The sequence below is a fragment of the Kosakonia sp. CFBP8986 genome (genome assembly GCF_034044935.1).
Taxonomy (GTDB): domain Bacteria; phylum Pseudomonadota; class Gammaproteobacteria; order Enterobacterales; family Enterobacteriaceae; genus Kosakonia; species Kosakonia cowanii.
Genome location: NZ_JAXCXB010000004.1, coordinates 363175 through 379314 on the forward strand (window position 1 = coordinate 363175; position 16140 = coordinate 379314).

At 54.2% G+C, this 16140-nt stretch carries 21 protein-coding genes and 1 pseudogene; 2 read left to right on the forward strand and 20 right to left on the reverse strand.

Annotation, left to right across the window (positions count from 1 at the left end; all coding sequences use genetic code 11):
* Positions 1 to 16 precede the first annotated feature (16 nt).
* The 11 genes from SOM48_RS11265 to SOM48_RS11315 form a co-directional block, all read right to left on the reverse strand.
* Positions 17 to 472: a phage virion morphogenesis protein gene (locus SOM48_RS11265; RefSeq protein ID WP_320511946.1), complete on the reverse strand. Its 456-nt coding sequence runs from the start codon at positions 470 to 472 to the stop codon at positions 17 to 19.
* Positions 465 to 932: a phage tail protein gene (locus SOM48_RS11270; protein ID WP_320511947.1), complete on the reverse strand. Its 468-nt coding sequence runs from the start codon at positions 930 to 932 to the stop codon at positions 465 to 467. Before SOM48_RS11270 ends, SOM48_RS11265 begins: the two co-directional genes overlap by 8 nt.
* The gene (lysC, locus tag SOM48_RS11275; protein WP_234467196.1) at positions 895 to 1140 is read right to left on the reverse strand and encodes an Rz1-like lysis system protein LysC; all 246 of its coding nucleotides are present in this window, start codon (positions 1138 to 1140) and stop codon (positions 895 to 897) included. Before lysC ends, SOM48_RS11270 begins: the two co-directional genes overlap by 38 nt.
* A complete protein-coding gene (lysB, locus tag SOM48_RS11280; protein WP_320511948.1) occupies positions 1040 to 1453 on the reverse strand; it encodes an Rz-like lysis system protein LysB in 414 nt (137 codons plus the stop codon). The genes lysC and lysB overlap by 101 nt, the downstream gene beginning before the upstream one ends.
* Entirely contained in the window at positions 1450 to 1959 is a 510-nt protein-coding gene (locus SOM48_RS11285; RefSeq protein ID WP_320511949.1) for a lysozyme, read from the reverse strand. Before SOM48_RS11285 ends, lysB begins: the two co-directional genes overlap by 4 nt.
* The gene (locus SOM48_RS11290) at positions 1943 to 2176 is read right to left on the reverse strand and encodes an HP1 family phage holin (protein WP_042715536.1); all 234 of its coding nucleotides are present in this window, start codon (positions 2174 to 2176) and stop codon (positions 1943 to 1945) included. The genes SOM48_RS11285 and SOM48_RS11290 overlap by 17 nt, the downstream gene beginning before the upstream one ends.
* Complete coding sequence (locus SOM48_RS11295) at positions 2167 to 2370, reverse strand: tail protein X (RefSeq protein ID WP_320511950.1); 204 nt, start codon at positions 2368 to 2370, stop codon at positions 2167 to 2169. The genes SOM48_RS11290 and SOM48_RS11295 overlap by 10 nt, the downstream gene beginning before the upstream one ends.
* Positions 2370 to 2873 (reverse strand): head completion/stabilization protein, encoded by a 504-nt coding sequence (locus SOM48_RS11300; RefSeq protein WP_320511951.1) that lies wholly within the window; start codon positions 2871 to 2873, stop codon positions 2370 to 2372. The genes SOM48_RS11295 and SOM48_RS11300 overlap by 1 nt, the downstream gene beginning before the upstream one ends.
* A gap of 93 nt (positions 2874 to 2966) precedes the next feature.
* Positions 2967 to 3725 (reverse strand): phage terminase small subunit, encoded by a 759-nt coding sequence (locus SOM48_RS11305; RefSeq protein ID WP_320511952.1) that lies wholly within the window; start codon positions 3723 to 3725, stop codon positions 2967 to 2969.
* A gap of 3 nt (positions 3726 to 3728) precedes the next feature.
* Positions 3729 to 4886 carry a phage major capsid protein, P2 family gene (locus tag SOM48_RS11310; RefSeq protein WP_320511953.1) on the reverse strand — a complete coding sequence of 386 codons (1158 nt, stop codon included), beginning with the start codon at positions 4884 to 4886 and terminating at the stop codon, positions 3729 to 3731.
* A gap of 29 nt (positions 4887 to 4915) precedes the next feature.
* Complete coding sequence (locus SOM48_RS11315; protein WP_320511954.1) at positions 4916 to 5773, reverse strand: GPO family capsid scaffolding protein; 858 nt, start codon at positions 5771 to 5773, stop codon at positions 4916 to 4918.
* Positions 5774 to 5946: 173 nt separating this feature from the next.
* Here SOM48_RS11315 and SOM48_RS11320 point away from each other — a divergent pair, with 173 nt between their 5' ends.
* Together SOM48_RS11320 and SOM48_RS11325 are read left to right on the forward strand one after the other, a co-directional pair.
* Positions 5947 to 7716, forward strand: coding sequence for a terminase ATPase subunit family protein (locus tag SOM48_RS11320; protein ID WP_320511955.1), 1770 nt, complete (start codon positions 5947 to 5949; stop codon positions 7714 to 7716).
* Positions 7716 to 8750 carry a phage portal protein gene (locus SOM48_RS11325; protein ID WP_320511956.1) on the forward strand — a complete coding sequence of 345 codons (1035 nt, stop codon included), beginning with the start codon at positions 7716 to 7718 and terminating at the stop codon, positions 8748 to 8750. The genes SOM48_RS11320 and SOM48_RS11325 overlap by 1 nt, the downstream gene beginning before the upstream one ends.
* 164 nt (positions 8751 to 8914) lie before the next feature.
* Here the strand turns inward: SOM48_RS11325 and ubiA are convergent, their stop codons facing one another.
* The 9 genes and pseudogenes from ubiA to SOM48_RS11370 form a co-directional block, all read right to left on the reverse strand.
* Entirely contained in the window at positions 8915 to 9829 is a 915-nt protein-coding gene (gene ubiA / locus SOM48_RS11330; RefSeq protein ID WP_320511957.1) for a 4-hydroxybenzoate octaprenyltransferase, read from the reverse strand.
* A gap of 446 nt (positions 9830 to 10275) precedes the next feature.
* Positions 10276 to 10815, reverse strand: coding sequence for a hypothetical protein (locus tag SOM48_RS11335; RefSeq protein ID WP_320511958.1), 540 nt, complete (start codon positions 10813 to 10815; stop codon positions 10276 to 10278).
* A gap of 234 nt (positions 10816 to 11049) precedes the next feature.
* Positions 11050 to 11533: pseudogene (locus tag SOM48_RS11340) on the reverse strand (DinI-like family protein).
* A 72-nt stretch (positions 11534 to 11605) separates the two neighbouring features.
* On the reverse strand, positions 11606 to 13828 hold the full coding sequence (locus SOM48_RS11345; protein WP_320511959.1) for a replication endonuclease: 2223 nt from the start codon (positions 13826 to 13828) through the stop codon (positions 11606 to 11608).
* Entirely contained in the window at positions 13825 to 15117 is a 1293-nt protein-coding gene (locus SOM48_RS11350; RefSeq protein WP_320511960.1) for a phosphoadenosine phosphosulfate reductase family protein, read from the reverse strand. Before SOM48_RS11350 ends, SOM48_RS11345 begins: the two co-directional genes overlap by 4 nt.
* Positions 15118 to 15339: a TraR/DksA family transcriptional regulator gene (locus tag SOM48_RS11355; RefSeq protein ID WP_320511961.1), complete on the reverse strand. Its 222-nt coding sequence runs from the start codon at positions 15337 to 15339 to the stop codon at positions 15118 to 15120.
* Positions 15339 to 15566, reverse strand: coding sequence for a DUF2732 domain-containing protein (locus tag SOM48_RS11360; RefSeq protein ID WP_320511962.1), 228 nt, complete (start codon positions 15564 to 15566; stop codon positions 15339 to 15341). Before SOM48_RS11360 ends, SOM48_RS11355 begins: the two co-directional genes overlap by 1 nt.
* A gap of 67 nt (positions 15567 to 15633) precedes the next feature.
* Positions 15634 to 15972: a DUF5347 domain-containing protein gene (locus SOM48_RS11365; protein WP_320511963.1), complete on the reverse strand. Its 339-nt coding sequence runs from the start codon at positions 15970 to 15972 to the stop codon at positions 15634 to 15636.
* Positions 15936 to 16139 carry a phage filamentation protein Fil family protein gene (locus SOM48_RS11370; protein ID WP_320511964.1) on the reverse strand — a complete coding sequence of 68 codons (204 nt, stop codon included), beginning with the start codon at positions 16137 to 16139 and terminating at the stop codon, positions 15936 to 15938. Before SOM48_RS11370 ends, SOM48_RS11365 begins: the two co-directional genes overlap by 37 nt.
* Position 16140 lies beyond the last annotated feature (1 nt).

Genomic DNA, 16140 nt, shown 5'->3' on the forward strand with positions numbered 1-16140 from the left:
GAGAAACAACTTAAGGTCAATCCCGTAGATAAAAGTGTTTAGTTAGAATATCTTTTATTAAAGAAATATCACTATCGGAGTATCCTAGTAATTCACGCTCAGGATACTCCACCATAGTGCTATTAGAGCCAAGTTTATCTTTCAAGCCATACTGATGCACCCGCGCGATACGCTGTACCTTCCCGTTAAATTCCACCACCGCAGCGCTGTCATTACCACTGGCTTTCATGTAGCGGGCGGTTCGCAGCTTTGCGAACATTTGCCGCTTCACCCGTCCTTTTTTTTCTCTGATGCGCTGGGGTTTGCGCGGAGCATACGCCGTACCGTCGGGTGCTTTCTGCGATTTAATGCGCTGCTGCTGACTCTGGCGCAGCCTCTTCGCAATATCCACAGCCAGACGGCGACGAGCGGCGGGTGACATCGCATCGAGCAGGCCTTTCAGCTTCTCCTCGAACGGCTTAAATTCACTCATCCCACTTACTCACCAGCTCGCCGTGCACATAAAGCTCGACCGGGCGTGTCACCGGCTCCGGTGGCGGCGGTTCGGGGATGTTCTCCACATGCAGCGCTGCGCCCACCTCCCTGACCAGCGTGCGCTCGGTCATTAACAGGCTGATGCTGATATCGAAACTGCTGTCGTTGTTGATATCTGCCTCAAAGGTAAAGCCCTTTTTCTGCCCGGTGTCGGTGCTGAGAATATCCGGTTGATGCTCGCGCAGCCACGCCAGCACCGGGACGAGGATCAGGTCAAAATCGCCGGCAAAATCGGTCACCACCACATTCAGGCTGTACTGCTTTTCGAAGGATAACGAGCTCGCCAGCGTGGCGGCGATATTACCGCCATCCACATACAGGCGCAGCATTTCCGGGTTTGTTGCCAGCACCGGCACGGCATCAGCCAGGGCTTTTCGCAGGCTCTCGGGTTTCAGCATCAATATCGTCCTGACAGTGTTTGATGGTTTCGACCTGGAGCGCGCAGTTTTCCAGCGCGCGCTCAAGGTTGCGTATATCAGCGCTTAAGTCGCCGTTGGTCTGCGGATCACTTCCCGGCATCGGGCAGAGGCTGACTTTCGGGCAGGCGTTGTAAACAGTCACCGGCACTGGCGCAGGCGGCGCGGTGGTGCAACCGGCGCACAGCATCAGGCAGGTCAGCGCTGTACCAGCGGCGAAAGGCGTCATTTTCATTGAGTAACCTCGTTATGGTCTGCTCGCGGCGGGCTTCCCGCACGCTGGCAGCGTCAAGCTTCTGGCGCAAATCCACCTGCGCCCGTTCGTTTTTGTCCGCCCGGTCACGGGCGACACTGAGCTGAATTTTCAGCATCCCGATCGTGTTTTTTTGCTCACCGGCAACCCGGTTTGCGCGCTCGAACGACCCGCGCAGCGTGTTGTTTTCCTGGCGTATCCACAGCAACCCGGTCACAGCCAGAACCAGCAAAATAATCAGTGTTTTCATTGCGCCCCCTTCAGGCAGTATTCGCGCTCGCGCTGTCGCCGGTTTTCGAGCCCGGTGATTTTCACGCCCCTGACATAGACCCAGCGCGGGAGCTGGTCACATGCCTGTTTCCATTTTTTTTCGTTGAGGAAATACACCAGTGTTGACCGGCACGCCGCGCCGGTGCCGACGTTAAAGGCAAAGCTGACCACAGCGTCATAAACGTGCTGAGGCATCTCAACCGGCGCACAGACCGCGAGACGGCGCTCGGTGCCGAGCACATCCGCGACAAGGTTTGTCGCCGCCTCCCGTTCGGTAATGTCACGCGCGGGCGTGACCCCGGCAGTGTGTCCGATGCCTGACGTCCACATCCCGGCGCTGCACTGGTAGGGACGCAGGCGACACCCCTCAAGGTCAGCCAGCAGGGCGAGACCGTCCTGCGAGGTGTGAAGCAGACGAAAATCCGGCACCAGTACCGCCAGTAACAGCACGGCGGCCACACTGCAACGCTTAACGACTGATGACATTACCGATCTCCTTACCGCTGAGGGGGCGTTGTCCGAGCTGAGCCAGAAGGGCATAACTTTTCCGGCGGTAATACCAGTTGACGCCCACCGTCAGCGCCACGCCGATCACACCGGCGTAAGCCGCGAAATCCTGCGGGGTGACCGCGCCAAACGCCGCCAGTGCGGCACTCAGCCAGTAGGCGATAAAAGAGGTGATGCGTTCCATATTCAGTCCCACAGGTTGACGGCCTCCGCGACAGATGAAGTGTGAATGTCCGGCAACTCGACGGGTGTGCCGTGCGGCAGCACAGCCCCGAGCTCTGCCAGACCCGGATTAACCGCGAGGACGGTTTCGACGATTCCCGCCGTGCGCCCGTAATACCGGGCGCAGATAACATCGAGCGTGTCGCCCTGGTGCGCGATGGCTTTCATCAGATCTGCCCCACGATGCAGCGGGGTTTGTCCTGGATGCGTGCCACTGACCAGCGCATGTCCCGCCACAGCTCATCGACCGTGGTGTCGATGCTGTCGGCTTTCTTGTCACCACGGGCGCTCGCATCCACACCGCGATAACGCTCGTACAGCGTGGCGGTTGCCATCGCACACACGGCGCGCTCGTAATGGAAAACACGCACGCTTTCACCGTCTAGCGAGTCCGACGGCACATCCGCGAGGCGGGCAAACCCGGCCTTAATCTGGTTTTCGCGCCAGTCGTAAAGCTCCGCGTTGGTCTCGGCGATGCCGGTTTTGATGGCATTGCGCAGCCGTGCCGGGGCGATGGTCTGCTCAAGGCGCATCAGTTCGCGCACGCGCTTCGGGTCGATGGCTGGAAAGAAAAAGGTGTTTTCAATCACCGGCTCGCTGTCCGTGTTCGGCGGGATAACAACCGTCCTGCCCGGCTGCGGTACATCGTTTTTAATAATCAGCGTCGTCATGACTACCTCAGAAAGGGTGGGCGGTGGACGCCGGTCGCAGAAGGGAAAATCCCTCATTGACCGGCGTGCCGCCCTGGCGCGGGGCGCATTCTTTTAACCGGTGACCTTGCGCGGGCGACCCCGCCCCCGTTTCACCGGTGTCGTTGTTTTTTTTGCTTGTGCAGCTTTCGCGGGCGCTTTCGGCGCGGGCTTTGCGGCGGCGGGCTTCGGATTTAATTCCCGCGTGAGCCGCTCAATGTCTTTCCTCACTCCGGCATTGCGGTCGAGCTGTACGGCGCGCTGCAAATGGGTCATCGCGTCATGAAGCTGACCCGCATCACGCAGCGTCAGGCCGGTGACTTTATGCAGGCGGGCGCGTACCTCATCAGGCATATCCGACTGCGCCGTCAGGCTGAGGGTCTCCAGCAGGATCGCCGCGCTCACCGGCTGACCGGCATCGCGGGCACGCAGTGCGGCGAGCGCCACCTCTTCGGCCAGCATGTAAGGCACGGTGCGGGCGTGTTTTTCCGGCATCGAGAGGCTATAGCGCAGGGCGTAGCGGGCGATTTCCAGCGCGCCGGGGAGATCACCGGCATCGAGACGCCACAGCATCACCGTCACCAGAATGTCATCCTGCGCGCCGGTGCCGTTCTCCAGCACGGCGGTTACCCACGGCAGGTAAGACGGCAGCAATTGGCGCTTTTTCTCTGCCTTGGTCTCTTTCGAGTGGATTTCTTTGAGCGTTCTGCGGTCTGCGGCCAGTTTGACGAGCATCTGCTCGTAAGGCGTGGCATGACGCAGCGGGGCGTTATCCCGCTGCGCAGCCTGGATGGCCGAGACCCGCATCGCATGGCGCTGCGCAGGGGTCGTCACGGTTTACGCTCCTTCACCGGTTGCAGGGGCGGCAGTGGCGTCACCGGATGTCAGTGCTTTCATGGCAAGAGCCAGCTCCTGCGCGAAAACTTTCGCCGCGTCCGCTTCCGGGGTGTGGCTCTCTTCCGGCTCGAGAACTTCGATGTTCTCAATCAGGCACCCGGCTTCGTAATCCTCAATCACGAAATCGACTTTGACCTGCTCGTAGTTTTCCACCTGGTCGAGCTGCGGGTTTTCAATGAGGTGGCGGCGGTGACCGTCCTCGTAGAGATAGATGGAAATGTTATCCAGCGTGGTAATGAAAATGCTGTTCGCCGGGAAGAACGGCGCGCGTACGGCCTGCAACTGGCCGATAGTCTTCTGGCCGATAATCAGCTCACCGGCGAGCTGCTCGCTGTTGGGCTGGAATTTGTTGATCATCGGGAAATATTTGTCGGTCAGAATACGGCGACCACAAATCACGACCATATCCGGGTTTTCACGGTGGATTTCAGCAATCAGCGACTCATGCGCATCCATAACCAGCGCGTCGAGATTTTTGTAATGACCGGCTTTGCCAACTTTGATGGTCGGGGAAATCACCTTACCGGTTTCATCGGTGACGCTGCTCATCACGCGGTCTGGCGCGTCGTTGCGGTATTTCTGCAACCAGCCGACCGCCACATCCTGAAGAAGCGGATTCTTCTGGCGGTCAGAGGTTGCCGCCCGGCTCACGCCGTTAAAGCCGATGGTGATGTAATCCAGCGCCTGACGTTTGACGATCGCGTCGCGGATGCGGGTCTGGAAGTCCTGAAAGCGCGCCCACAAATCGAGCTTGTTATATTTCAGGTGGTAATCGAAGTTCACCGGCTTACAGAAATAGCGATAGGCGTCCATCTTCGAAAAATCGGCGGTCTGGCGCTTAACACCGTTGTCGGTGTCGGCGGTGCTGGCAATGGTGCCGTTAACATCAATGCCGACTTTTTCTTCGGTCAGCTCGCGCACCACCACCATGTTGATCTGTTGCAGAAAGGAGGACGACTGCTGGATTTTTTCAAACAGCGTCTGCGTTACTGACGGCTCAACGCTGAATTTTTTATTCAGGTCTTCAACCCCGATGCCGTTCAGCTCGGCGAGGCGGGTCAGGTACTGGTTAAACTTGAAACGTGTCTCTTTACGCATGGTATTTTCCTGTTGTGAAATTGGTCGGATTAGCAGTCGGTCAGGGTGACGGATGCCCCTTCGCCGCCGGTGCTGAGCGTACGGCGCGGCTGCGTCCCATCCGGGGTTTTGTCCAGGGTGGCGGTGATCGCACTGAGCTTCGCGCCGGTTGTGGTTGCCTGGTCAGTCAGGCGCTGATTCAGCGTGGCGATTTCGCTTTCGAGAGATGAAAAGCGCGTCTCTGCGCTGTCGGTGCTGGTCTGCACACGCTCGGCGATGGTGGTAACCGCTTCATGCACGTCGCTGAAACGCGCGTCGTCGCAGGTCTGTTTGCGGCTGAAAATGGATTTAACCGAGTCGGTCAGTTTGTTAAGGAGGGTGTCGGGCACGTCCTCAAACTCCAGCTCGGCCAGGGAGGCGACAGAGAAGAGATTCTCCGGACTCATCTTGAATCGCTGTAGCGGGTTGTGTTTCGCCTTGCTGCAGAACTCCAGATACTCGGTGCCGAGGCTTGCCGGGTCATCAGTGACGGCCAGGCCGACCAGATAGCACTTGCCGCTGTTGGCAAAGTTCGGCTGAATTTCCATGGAGGTGTAAACCTTCTGGCCTTTCGTCACCATATCGACCAGGGTATCGAGTGGCGCGATTTTGCCGTAGAGCGCCAGCTTGCCGTTAAGCGCGGAGTCGTCCTCGATTGTCTCCGCTTTCAGCTCGATCACATCGCCGTAACGGGCAAACGCGCCATCCGGCAGAAGCCCGCGCAGATGCTCAAGGTTGATGCGGCAACCGTAGACGCGCGGGTCGAATGAATCGGCCATTTCCTGAATATCCGTCGCGCTGATTACACGCCCGTCGCATGTGTCGCCCTCGACGCCGATACGAAAGAATTTTGATACTTTTTTTGCCATCGTCAGGAGTCCTGATTGTGTGAAGGATTGCGTTTTGTCGGGGTGTAGTTTCCCGGCTCGTCCGCTGGTTCGCCATCAGTCACAGATGGCTTGCCGCCTGCACATCAGCCCCGTAGCGAATCGCTGCCCGCGCTTCAGTAGCCTTGCCCTGAACTGATTACGGCGAGGCACGCATGACCATCACCACCGACACCACAATCTTAAACGACCCGCGACGGCAGGCCGCGCTGCTTTACTGGCAGGGGTTTTCCGTGCCGCAAATCGCGGAAATGTTGCAGACCAAACGCCCGACGGTGCAGAGCTGGAAACAGCGCGACGGATGGGACGAGACCGCCCCGCTAGACCGGGTGGGGAACACGCTCGAGGCGCGCCTGATTCAGCTCTACGCCAAGCCCGACCTCACTGCGCATGATTTCAAGGTTGCTGATTTTCTGGCGCGCCAGCTGGAGCGCTTCGCCCGCATCAACCGTTACGGCCAGACCGGCAACGAGGCAGATCTCAATCCCAGGGTGGCGAACCGCAACAGGGGTGAGCGTAAGAAGCCGAAAAAGAACTATTTCAGCGAGGAGGCGATAGAGAAATTACAGGAGATTTTTTTCGACCAGTCATTTGAGTATCAGCTCAACTGGCACAAGGCGGGGCTTGAGCACCGTATTCGCCATATCCTGAAATCCCGCCAGATTGGCGCGACATTTTATTTTGCCCGCGAGGCGCTGCTGCGCGCCCTTGCGACCGGTCAGAACCAGATATTTTTATCGGCATCGAAAACACAGGCGTATGTGTTCCGCAAATACATCATCGCGTTTGCGAGGCTGGTTGACGTTGACCTGAGCGGCGACCCGATTGTCATCGGCAATAACGGCGCAGAGCTGCTTTTCCTCGGCACCAACAGCAACACCGCGCAGAGTCATAACGGCGACCTGTATGTCGACGAGATTTTCTGGATACCCAACTTCCAGAAATTACGCAAAGTTGCCTCGGGCATGGCGTCACAAAAACACCTGCGCACGACCTATTTTTCGACACCGTCCTCACTCGGTCACGGTGCCTACCCGTTCTGGTCAGGCGACCTGTTTAACCGCGGGCGCGCCAGCGCCAGCGAGCGGGTCGAGATTGATATCAGTCACGCCGCACTCGCGCACGGTGTGGCGTGTGCAGATGGTCAGTGGCGGCAGATTGTGACCATCGAGGACGCACTCGCCGGGGGCTGTACCCTGTTTGACCTGGACACGCTGCGCCGGGAAAACAGCGCGGACGACTTCCGCAATCTGTTTATGTGTGAGTTTGTCGACGACAAGGCCTCGGTGTTCCCGTTCGAGGAGCTGCAACGCTGCATGGTCGACAGCATGGAGGAGTGGGAGGACTACGCGCCGTTTGCCGACCGGCCATTCGGGCATCGCGTGGTGTGGATTGGTTACGACCCGTCGCACCGGGGCGACAGTGCCGGATGCGTGGTTATCGCGCCGCCGGTGGTCGCCGGAGGCAAGTTCCGTATACTGGAGCGCCACCAGTGGAAAGGCATGGACTTTGCCACCCAGGCCGAATCCATCCGCGCCCTGACGCAGAAATATAACGTGGAATACATCGGCATCGACTCGACCGGGCTCGGTCAGGGCGTGTTCCAGCTTGTGCGCTCGTTCTACCCGGCGGCGCGCGATATCCGCTACACCCCGGAAATGAAAACCGCAATGGTGCTCAAGGCCAAGGACACCATCACGCGCGGTTGCCTGGAATATGACGTCAGCGCAACCGACATCACACAGTCGTTTATGTCCATTCGTAAAACCATGACCAGCAGCGGACGCAGCGCCACCTACGAGGCGAGTCGCACCGAGGAAGCCAGCCACGCAGATTTAGCCTGGGCAACCATGCACGTACTGATTAACGAACCGCTGACCGCCGCAACCGGCCAGCCGTCATCCTCCATTCTGGACTTCAACTGATGAGCAAAAATAAAAAGAAATACACACCGAAACCGCGCCAGAACACCGCCGCACCTGCGCAGAGTATGGAGGCATTTACCTTCGGCGAACCGGTGCCGGTGCTCGATAAGCGTGATATTCTGGATTATGTGGAGTGCATCGATAACGGTCAGTGGTACGAGCCGCCGGTCAGCTTCTCCGGGCTGGCGAAAAGCATGCGCGCCGCCGTTCACCACAGCTCGCCGATTTACGTGAAGCGTAATATTCTGGTGTCGACCTATATCCCGCACCCGCGTCTTTCCCGACAGGATTTCAGTCGCTTCGCGCTCGATTACATGGTGTTCGGGAATGCGTTTATTGAGGAGCGTCTGAGCGTCACAGGTAAGCCGGTGAAGTATGAAACCTCCCCGGCTAAATACACCCGGCGCGGCGTCGAACAGGACACCTACTGGTATATTCAGAACTTCACAAAGCCACATCAGTTTGCGCCGGGTTCGATGTTTCATCTGCTTGAGCCGGATATTAATCAGGAGCTTTACGGTGTGCCGGAATATCTGAGCGCGCTTAACTCGGCCTGGCTCAACGAGAGCGCGACCTTGTTTCGTCGCAAGTATTACCAGAACGGCGCGCACGCCGGTTACATCATGTACGTGACCGACGCAGCGCAAAGCAGTACGGACGTTGAAGCGCTCCGCAAGGCCATGCGTGATTCGAAAGGGCTCGGCAATTTTAAGAACCTGTTTTTCTACGCGCCGAACGGAAAGGCCGACGGCATTAAAATTGTGCCGCTGAGCGAGGTCGCCACGAAAGACGATTTTTTCAATATCAAAAAGGTGAGTGCGGCCGACCTGCTCGATGCCCACCGCATCCCGTTTCAGCTGATGGGCTGCAAGCCTGAAAATGCGGGCTCTGTCGGGGATGTTGAGAAAGTGGCAAAGGTGTTTGTGCGTAACGAGCTGATTCCGTTGCAGTCGCGTTTTATGGAGCTTAACGAGTGGGCAGGCGAGGAGATCGTCAGGTTCCAGAAATACAGCCTCGACGGCGACAACGAATAATCCACCTCAGCCGCCTACGGGCGGCTTTTTCATGGCTCCGCATCAGACGTGAACGCACCTCTCGCCTGACGCTCTCACGCCTGAATAATCAGTATGACGATCAGGAACAGGCACAGACTTAAACCACCAAAGATGACTCCAGCCTGGCCTGCTGAGTTATGTTTTCAGATTGTGCCCGCGATTGCAGCAACCGCAAGTAAAACACCAGTAAAGATGTTATGAAGGAAAAGATTGAAGCTCAGGGAAGGCTGTTTTAAATCAAGCCGCCACGTCTGCCAGAACAGATGCACCGCGATCAGCCCCATGACGAGGATATAAGGAGTTTTCATTTCAATTAGATAGCCGCCATATGTCCACAGCAGAACGGTAGCGGCGTAGAAAGACATAATGATACCCTTTCCATGCTGACCAAACAGCAGTGCAGTCGAGCGAATGCCTATCCGTACATCATCTTTTGCATCAACGTAGGCATAAACAGTGTCATATCCGATCTGCCATGCCACCGCACCCAGCCAGATTAAAACTGCGCCAAAAGGTATTTCCCCCTGAATTTCTGCCCATGCCATCAGCATGCCCCAGTTGAAAGCAGCACCGAGAACAGCCTGGGGCCAGTAGGTAAAGCGCTTACAGAAAGGATAAATGATAACCAGCGGAACGACAGCTAAAGCTAAAATGCGGGTAAACGGCGAAAGGAAATAAAGCAATGATGCAGCACATAACAACTGTGAGACAAAGAAAAACAGTGCTTTACGTGTGGATATGTGTCCACTTGCCAGAGGACGGAAACGCGTCCTTTCCACATGCGCATCGAAGTTACGATCTGCAATGTCATTGACTGTAGAACCGGCGCTTCTCATCAGAAAAGCGCCCAGACAGAAAATAAGCGTTTCTTTTACTGCAGGCCATCCGTTCGAAGCCTGAAACAGGGCTGCCATACACGGGAATAAGACTAGCCATATACCTACAGGGCGATCGACGCGAGCCAGTCTGAGATAGGGTCTCAGTACGGGTGAGAACCAGCGGTCGACCCAGTCATTTTGTTTGATGTCGCTCAAATCAGGAGAGCCTGAAGAAGTCATAGTAATGATACCCTGGAGACAGAAACAGGTACTGTACATGCATTGGCGCACTGCTTCCAACCACATGTTATTACACTCAGGTTCAATGTCGAAATGCCATCTACTCGCTCAATGCTGACCTGCATCGCGTAAGACTAACGCGCATTTAATAACACTCTGCTTAGTTGACACCAACACAAACCTACACCCCCTACCTTCGTCTCAGCGCAGCACGGATGCTGTGAGTAAATAATTTATTTATGCCCGCGGCGCGCAGTGCTTTCCCCGCCTCGCCTGCCCGCTTGGTGTGTCTCTTTTCATGCAGGTGCAACAGAAGAGCCGACCCACGCCAGCACTGGGGCTACATGCCATTAATAAATATCCTAATCGCATGCAATCTAATGCACCTGATTCATGCGCAGCTATCTTTGACACTAAAAGTGAAAAGCTGGCCCCAAAAAGGCCAGCTAAAACTCATTATTCCCGCTACTTTCTGCTTTAAGATCATCATCAACTTGTTGCTGTATAAATCCGATGGTGCTCTTTATATTATTTTTTCCATGCAAAAAATCCGTCTGAGCTGTAAGGACTTTCTGGATTTCTTTTTGTATCGAATCGAAGAAGACATTCAATTCGCGCCCGTCATCATCATGCGATACCTTAAATGTTGAGTCCGAGCCCAAGAGACCTACAGTATGAGAACCATCAACTTTGCGAAGGAACTTGATCCCGATTTGCAAAGGGAGTTGAGGGTGCATATTTTTCTGCTCGTATATTGTAAGCCTAATCCCCATACACCAGTAGCCATCATCGCCAAGATGTGTTGCGCCGAAAGGACTGTATGTTGAATTGACCTTTTCCTCACCCACTAAAGGTATCAGCCTGAATACGGGTGAGCTGCTGTCTATCCCCAAATATGATAGATATTGTGCAACTAGCCAGCTTGAAAAATTAATTGCATCCTCCCTTACAGATGAATATTCAGACCTAAAGTTTTTGTATGCCACGCACAGCTCATCGAATTTTGACATCATTACACCTTTAAATATTCACAAATTAGATAATAATTAATGACTTATAAATTCATGTTCCTGTCAGCCTGAGCTAATCCTATATCTAAATAATTCGTGCCGTAAATGATAAATGTCAAAGCGAGCAATTTTTTGCAGCTGATTGATTAATCACGTTGTTCAAACCCGCCGATGCGAAAAGCCAGTTTTCGAATCAGCGGGATTTGCTATTTAATGCCAGCTCTCACCTTCCCACACTTCTTTGGTGATCCAAACCAGGCGCTCCCCGCCTGAGTCGTCAGGGAAACCCACAATTTCGACCCCGGTCATTGAGTCTTTTTTGACCGTGACTTGAGAGAAAGGAAATGTGTTTTTAACTCTGCGATTAAGCTCGCTATCGAAGGCCTCAACCAGCTGCTGCCCCCATGTTTTGTGTTTTATCCAACGTGATGTGTATTCTCACTTCATTTTCTCTTTTTAATCGTTGTTTACACGGCCTGCCTGAAACAACCACAGAATAAGAGTCACTTTTCAACAAGTTCTCTTGCGCCAGTTCAGCTATTAAATTCAATGCAATTTCACGATCTCTTTCCTGACAAACACCCTCTGTTGTCAGACGTGCAATCAGTTCCACCCTCTCAAGCATGATATTCTTGCTCAGCTCTCTATCCACGCGCCCTCCCATTCGAGATACTGTATAAATAAACAGTATCATATTGTTCTAAAAAATGGGAAGAAAAAATTTGGCAGTTCCGCTAACGTATGTACATGAAATGAAGCGATTTAGTTAAGCGCTTAACTTAGTAGCTGAAGCCAATCGAGCAACACGACCGAGTATTTTTCTGGAGTTATGTTCGTGAGATGGCGTAGCCCTAAAGACTTCCCCAGTGGATGAGCCACTAACCCATTTATCGTTAAACCGACTCTTTCCACCAACCATCAAATGCAGAGCTTCGCCTCGGCTAATCATAACGCCGGTATTCATCTGAACTTTATCTATTGTTCTAGCTATCGCTTCGCTTTGCTCTTCCGTTCCGTTCACAAAATCGCGCCGCCTAGCCGGTTTTTTACCCCTGAGCCGGTTCGTCAGCTCTCGTCTTTCTCGTCGGCTAAGTGGTTTTGATAAATTCAGTTCTGGGGACTCGCATTCGCTTCCCGTACAGTTATTGACAGAACTCCGAGAGGGCGCAGGAGCGCCCTTAAAGTCAACGGCCAAATCAACGGCACGCTTCGGCACAATTTTCCATTGAGTCAGCCGGGTTAAAATCGGAGTACCAGCACCGACAGTGGAATCGTACACGCCACGGATGCAGACAGTTTCCTCGCCATACTGGTTAAACTCCGGGCGCGGCTCATACAGCGTGCGTACCTGTAAATCATCACGACGGACAAACGGACCACCTTGCGCATTAACGTAACCAGCCCAGTCACCAGCGTCGGCAGCATCATGAACAGCAGCAAACTCAACGCTAAGGCCGTGCGCGGTCTCGGTATCAGCGAGACGACGTAACTCACGGTAGACCGTCACCGGCGCACCGCCGATAAACTGAAACTGACGGATGTGCCAACGTGCCGCCCATGCAGAAACGGCGGGAGCTGAATCTTTCAGGAGCTCACCGCTTTCGTCATCGGTTTCGCCATCGAGAGCATAGCCGTCAATATTTTTAGAAATATATTTAGCAACATAACCTGTAGCGCTGCCCTTTTGCGGGTCAATGGCCTCGGAATGGAAGCGTGCCTTTTTGGCTTTGTCGCTTCTCAGTTCGTGACGGTCTTCCTCCCACGCATAATCGCGAATGATGAGACGCACACGCTCGACGTCTTCTGGCAGCATGAACATAAGCATGTGCCAGTGGGGCGTCCCGTCGTGATGAGGCTCGGCAACACGTATGCCGAAAATGCGGATTTCTTCCCGATGTAACTTGGCACGAATGCGCGCCCAAAGTCCGGTGAGATAACTCTGCGTGTCCGATGGACTGGCTCCGTTCCATTTGCTGTTACGGTAGCCTGCTTTAGTTGTGGCGTGATATTTAGACGGCGTGGTCAGGGTATAAAACTCCCCGACATAACCGAGCTCATGGCAGATATTTTCAAACCCACGGATGCGAGTCATCAGCTCGCAGCGGCGTATTGCGGGGTTAGCGACCGAACCGTCATATTTTTCAATCAGACTAATGCGGTTGCCATCTTCGTCTTCGAGATCAAGCCCCTTGAGAAATTCACGCGTGCGGCGCTTCTGCTCGCGCCAGTCGGTCACGCAGTTTTTACTCGCGTATGTGTGTCGTTTTTTGCTGACGTTGCCGACTGCAATCTGCAGATGTTCGCGCCATGCAGCAGCAATGCGCCGCAAGCGGCCGCGCCACCAAACCTCATTAAACATGCGGGTGATAGCTGGGGCGATTTCGTCCTCACCAACGTATTTCTTTGTCACCCGCTCCCAATGCGGCGGGGTAGCGTTGAATTGCAGGGAAATAAAACCGGCGCGCATGTACCAGGTGTACAGCGTTTTAAGCTCGCTAAATCCGCTGTCATCAATGTCAGCCAGTTCAGCGCGAATGAAATTTGCGATATCAGCGGCCAGCAGGTCAATATCGGCCCGCGACATATCCGGAAGGCGGTTAAATCTGGCGACTATATTGACCATGCGTGATGCCAGATATTGCAAAAGCTCGGTATCAAAATGGCCACCGAAAACAGCGGCTGATACATTGCTATTGATACCTGCACACTCGTATTTTTTTGCGACCAGTTCAAGACGTGGCAATGCCTTTTTGCAGAAGCTGATTAAAAAGGCATTGGCTCGTTGACTATCCTGATTTTGCTCCAGCACCGCAGCTGTGCGATATACATCAAAACGCACGCACTCAGGCTGGAGAGAAAGCACCTTTCTCGCACGCAGCAAAGCCGCGAACATACGATCGCGGCGATGCTGTTGGTCATAGGTCAGATAGGGGCTGGCGATTGCCGACCGGGGAGCATTCCACGGGTAAGCAAAGAAGACATCGCTCATTCGCACAGGCCATATCGTGATGAGCAGGTGGCAGTATTGAGGCTTGCCTTAACAAGGTCATAGACTTTGCCGCCCCGACCTGTCTTGGCCCATTCCACAACCTCGGGTACCGACGGTGCACCCATTCCGCCACGCGGCCCATAAAACCCGGACCAGTCGAGATGCTGAACTTCCGTATCAAGACCATAAAGACGCGGCACGTCCCCCAGAAGACGCCTGACTTTCACTGTTTCGCCACGTCGGTTTGTTATCTCGCGGGAACCGATTATTGAGTTGACCCATGCTTGACTCACCGTACCGGTACTCATCCAGTGCACCCAGCGGGAAGCCAGGCGAACCTTCATCTCCCACTGGTGATGTTTTTCAATATGCTCCGGCCAGCGGGTAGCGGTTTCTGAAATTTCCTCTTTGTTGCAAAGCACGCAGTTCATGCAACCGACACGAGAAGCCCCCTGCAAATACAGTGGATTTGGCTTAATACCCAAATATCTATGCAGGGCAAATACATCCGCAGCCGTCCACTGATGAATTGGCAGGAAGTTGTAGAGACAACCTTCATCGCGCATATCGACTGCGAAGCGGTCATAACCGGCACGTTTGGATGACTCATCACTACGGACGCCTGACCACTGAACCACAACCTCCCCTTCATCCAGCATCGGACGAATTGCCGCATCATAGGCAATCTGTATCTTGAGCTCGTCGGTGCAGAACCGGTCACGGAGCATCGGGAATTTGCCATGTAGAAGAGCCGTATCGAGGAAACTGTTTCCGCTCGGATGCATCACTGACAAGGCAGCATCTAAAGCAGTTTCAAAGTTGATACCCCAGCGCTTAGCCGTCTTCTGCCATACCCGACCAAATGGGGTATCTGCCCGGGCCAGTGAAGGCATAATGACACCCCGGTAAGCACCCATGCGGATAGCCTGCTTCTTCGACCAGTTCTTTTTCATATAGGCACGTCGGCGAGCAAAATCTGCCTCGCTGTAGTTGCGCTTCACAATCTGAACCGGGTGACATCCAATCTGCTCATGGATAGTCCTGGCGAAATCAATCGTCAGCTCATGCTCATTGTCAGTATCGGCCATCACAGCCTGTACGCGACGACCAAACAGCGCATTCGCCACGGCCAGTGTTGCAGTGCTATCTTTGCCCGCTGAATAATTAACTACAATTCTGTGGTCTTCTGGTATACGGAAAACATCGAGATAATTGCGATAAGCAGTTTCTATTTCCCTGACTTTTGCCGAAATATCAGAGACTGCAATGACCTGCGTTGCCTGGCTCATTTATCCCCCCCAATAATGTTTAGATTTCAGCTCCGTGACCTCCTGACAGGTCACGCAAAAGGCCACGCCCGGAATAGCAATACGGCGCGCTTCCGGAATTGGCGCGTCACATTCTTCACAGAGAAAACGGGGAGGCGAAGGGGTACGGCTACGCGCGTTGCTGATGTGGCGTTCGCGGTCTTCCTGCTCGCGCAGTTGTGCTAAATCCATTGCGTCGGCCATTAGTGCAGCTCCTTTGATTCGTTCTCAAATCGGGTGGCTTCACGGCGCAGTAGTTCGGCAGCTTCGGTACCGCTCATACCCTCTTTGGTGATATGAATCGCCAGCGCCTCAAGGCGGATTGAAACTGCGAGCGCACGGTCTTTGCGCTCTTCTTTTTTTGCCTCGGTCAGCAATACGCCCAGCGCATCACTATCAGTGTTAAAACTACGGATTTCGGTATTACGCATAATTAACTCTCCTGATTTCGGGCAATAAGAAGCCCGGCGGGTTTACGCCATTGAATTTCTGTTTGGATTAATTCGGCATGGTTAGCCGTTTGGGAAATAAACTCACCACTACACGAAAATGATTCATCGCTGTAATAAGCGCCTTTTTCTGGTCAGTAGTCAGCTCACTTAATTCGAGCTCATGACGAGCCGCCGGTATTTTTGCCAGAAAGAAAATAGCAGCCAGCGCCCGATTATTTTCTTCAAATTGTGGGTCACGTTTATCGCGCATATCATCGACAAAACGCTCAACCTCTTTCCAGCTATCGCCCCAATATCTCGCGCGCAATTCAGCCACATGATTGAGACCGGCCAGACGTTCTCCCGCTTTTAGCGGAACAGTCGCGGAAACAGCTTCGATAGCCATGATTCCCCCTGCTTTTGAGTAGAGAGGCCAGCCAGTAAATCAGTCTGTGAGCGGCTCGGGTGCCAACGCTTGCCGTCCTTACCTGCTGCGATCCAGCCGTGGCCGTAGTGCATGCCGGGGCTTTGCTTAACGAGCAGAGACGCGAATGACGGTTCACTTTTCAGCATA

Excerpts from the sequence above, each read along its gene's own strand:
- SOM48_RS11360 (WP_320511962.1), bottom strand. The coding sequence starts at position 15,566 with ATGCGTAATACCGAAATCCGTAGTTTTAACACTGATAGTGATGCGCTG.
- SOM48_RS11295 (WP_320511950.1), bottom strand. The coding sequence starts at position 2,370 with ATGAAAGCCATCGCGCACCAGGGCGACACGCTCGATGTTATCTGCGCC.
- SOM48_RS11285 (WP_320511949.1), bottom strand. The coding sequence starts at position 1,959 with ATGTCATCAGTCGTTAAGCGTTGCAGTGTGGCCGCCGTGCTGTTACTG.
- SOM48_RS11265 (WP_320511946.1), bottom strand. The coding sequence starts at position 472 with ATGAGTGAATTTAAGCCGTTCGAGGAGAAGCTGAAAGGCCTGCTCGAT.
- SOM48_RS11365 (WP_320511963.1), bottom strand. The coding sequence starts at position 15,972 with ATGGCTATCGAAGCTGTTTCCGCGACTGTTCCGCTAAAAGCGGGAGAA.
- SOM48_RS11315 (WP_320511954.1), bottom strand. The coding sequence starts at position 5,773 with ATGGCAAAAAAAGTATCAAAATTCTTTCGTATCGGCGTCGAGGGCGAC.
- SOM48_RS11355 (WP_320511961.1), bottom strand. The coding sequence starts at position 15,339 with ATGGCCGACGCAATGGATTTAGCACAACTGCGCGAGCAGGAAGACCGC.
- SOM48_RS11350 (WP_320511960.1), bottom strand. The coding sequence starts at position 15,117 with ATGAGCCAGGCAACGCAGGTCATTGCAGTCTCTGATATTTCGGCAAAA.
- SOM48_RS11345 (WP_320511959.1), bottom strand. The coding sequence starts at position 13,828 with ATGAGCGATGTCTTCTTTGCTTACCCGTGGAATGCTCCCCGGTCGGCA.
- SOM48_RS11300 (WP_320511951.1), bottom strand. The coding sequence starts at position 2,873 with ATGACGACGCTGATTATTAAAAACGATGTACCGCAGCCGGGCAGGACG.
- SOM48_RS11325 (WP_320511956.1), top strand. The coding sequence starts at position 7,716 with ATGAGCAAAAATAAAAAGAAATACACACCGAAACCGCGCCAGAACACC.
- SOM48_RS11370 (WP_320511964.1), bottom strand. The coding sequence starts at position 16,139 with ATGCTGAAAAGTGAACCGTCATTCGCGTCTCTGCTCGTTAAGCAAAGC.
- lysB (WP_320511948.1), bottom strand. The coding sequence starts at position 1,453 with ATGAAAACACTGATTATTTTGCTGGTTCTGGCTGTGACCGGGTTGCTG.
- ubiA (WP_320511957.1), bottom strand. The coding sequence starts at position 9,829 with ATGACTTCTTCAGGCTCTCCTGATTTGAGCGACATCAAACAAAATGAC.
- SOM48_RS11270 (WP_320511947.1), bottom strand. The coding sequence starts at position 932 with ATGCTGAAACCCGAGAGCCTGCGAAAAGCCCTGGCTGATGCCGTGCCG.
- lysC (WP_234467196.1), bottom strand. The coding sequence starts at position 1,140 with ATGCTGTGCGCCGGTTGCACCACCGCGCCGCCTGCGCCAGTGCCGGTG.
- SOM48_RS11320 (WP_320511955.1), top strand. The coding sequence starts at position 5,947 with ATGACCATCACCACCGACACCACAATCTTAAACGACCCGCGACGGCAG.
- SOM48_RS11310 (WP_320511953.1), bottom strand. The coding sequence starts at position 4,886 with ATGCGTAAAGAGACACGTTTCAAGTTTAACCAGTACCTGACCCGCCTC.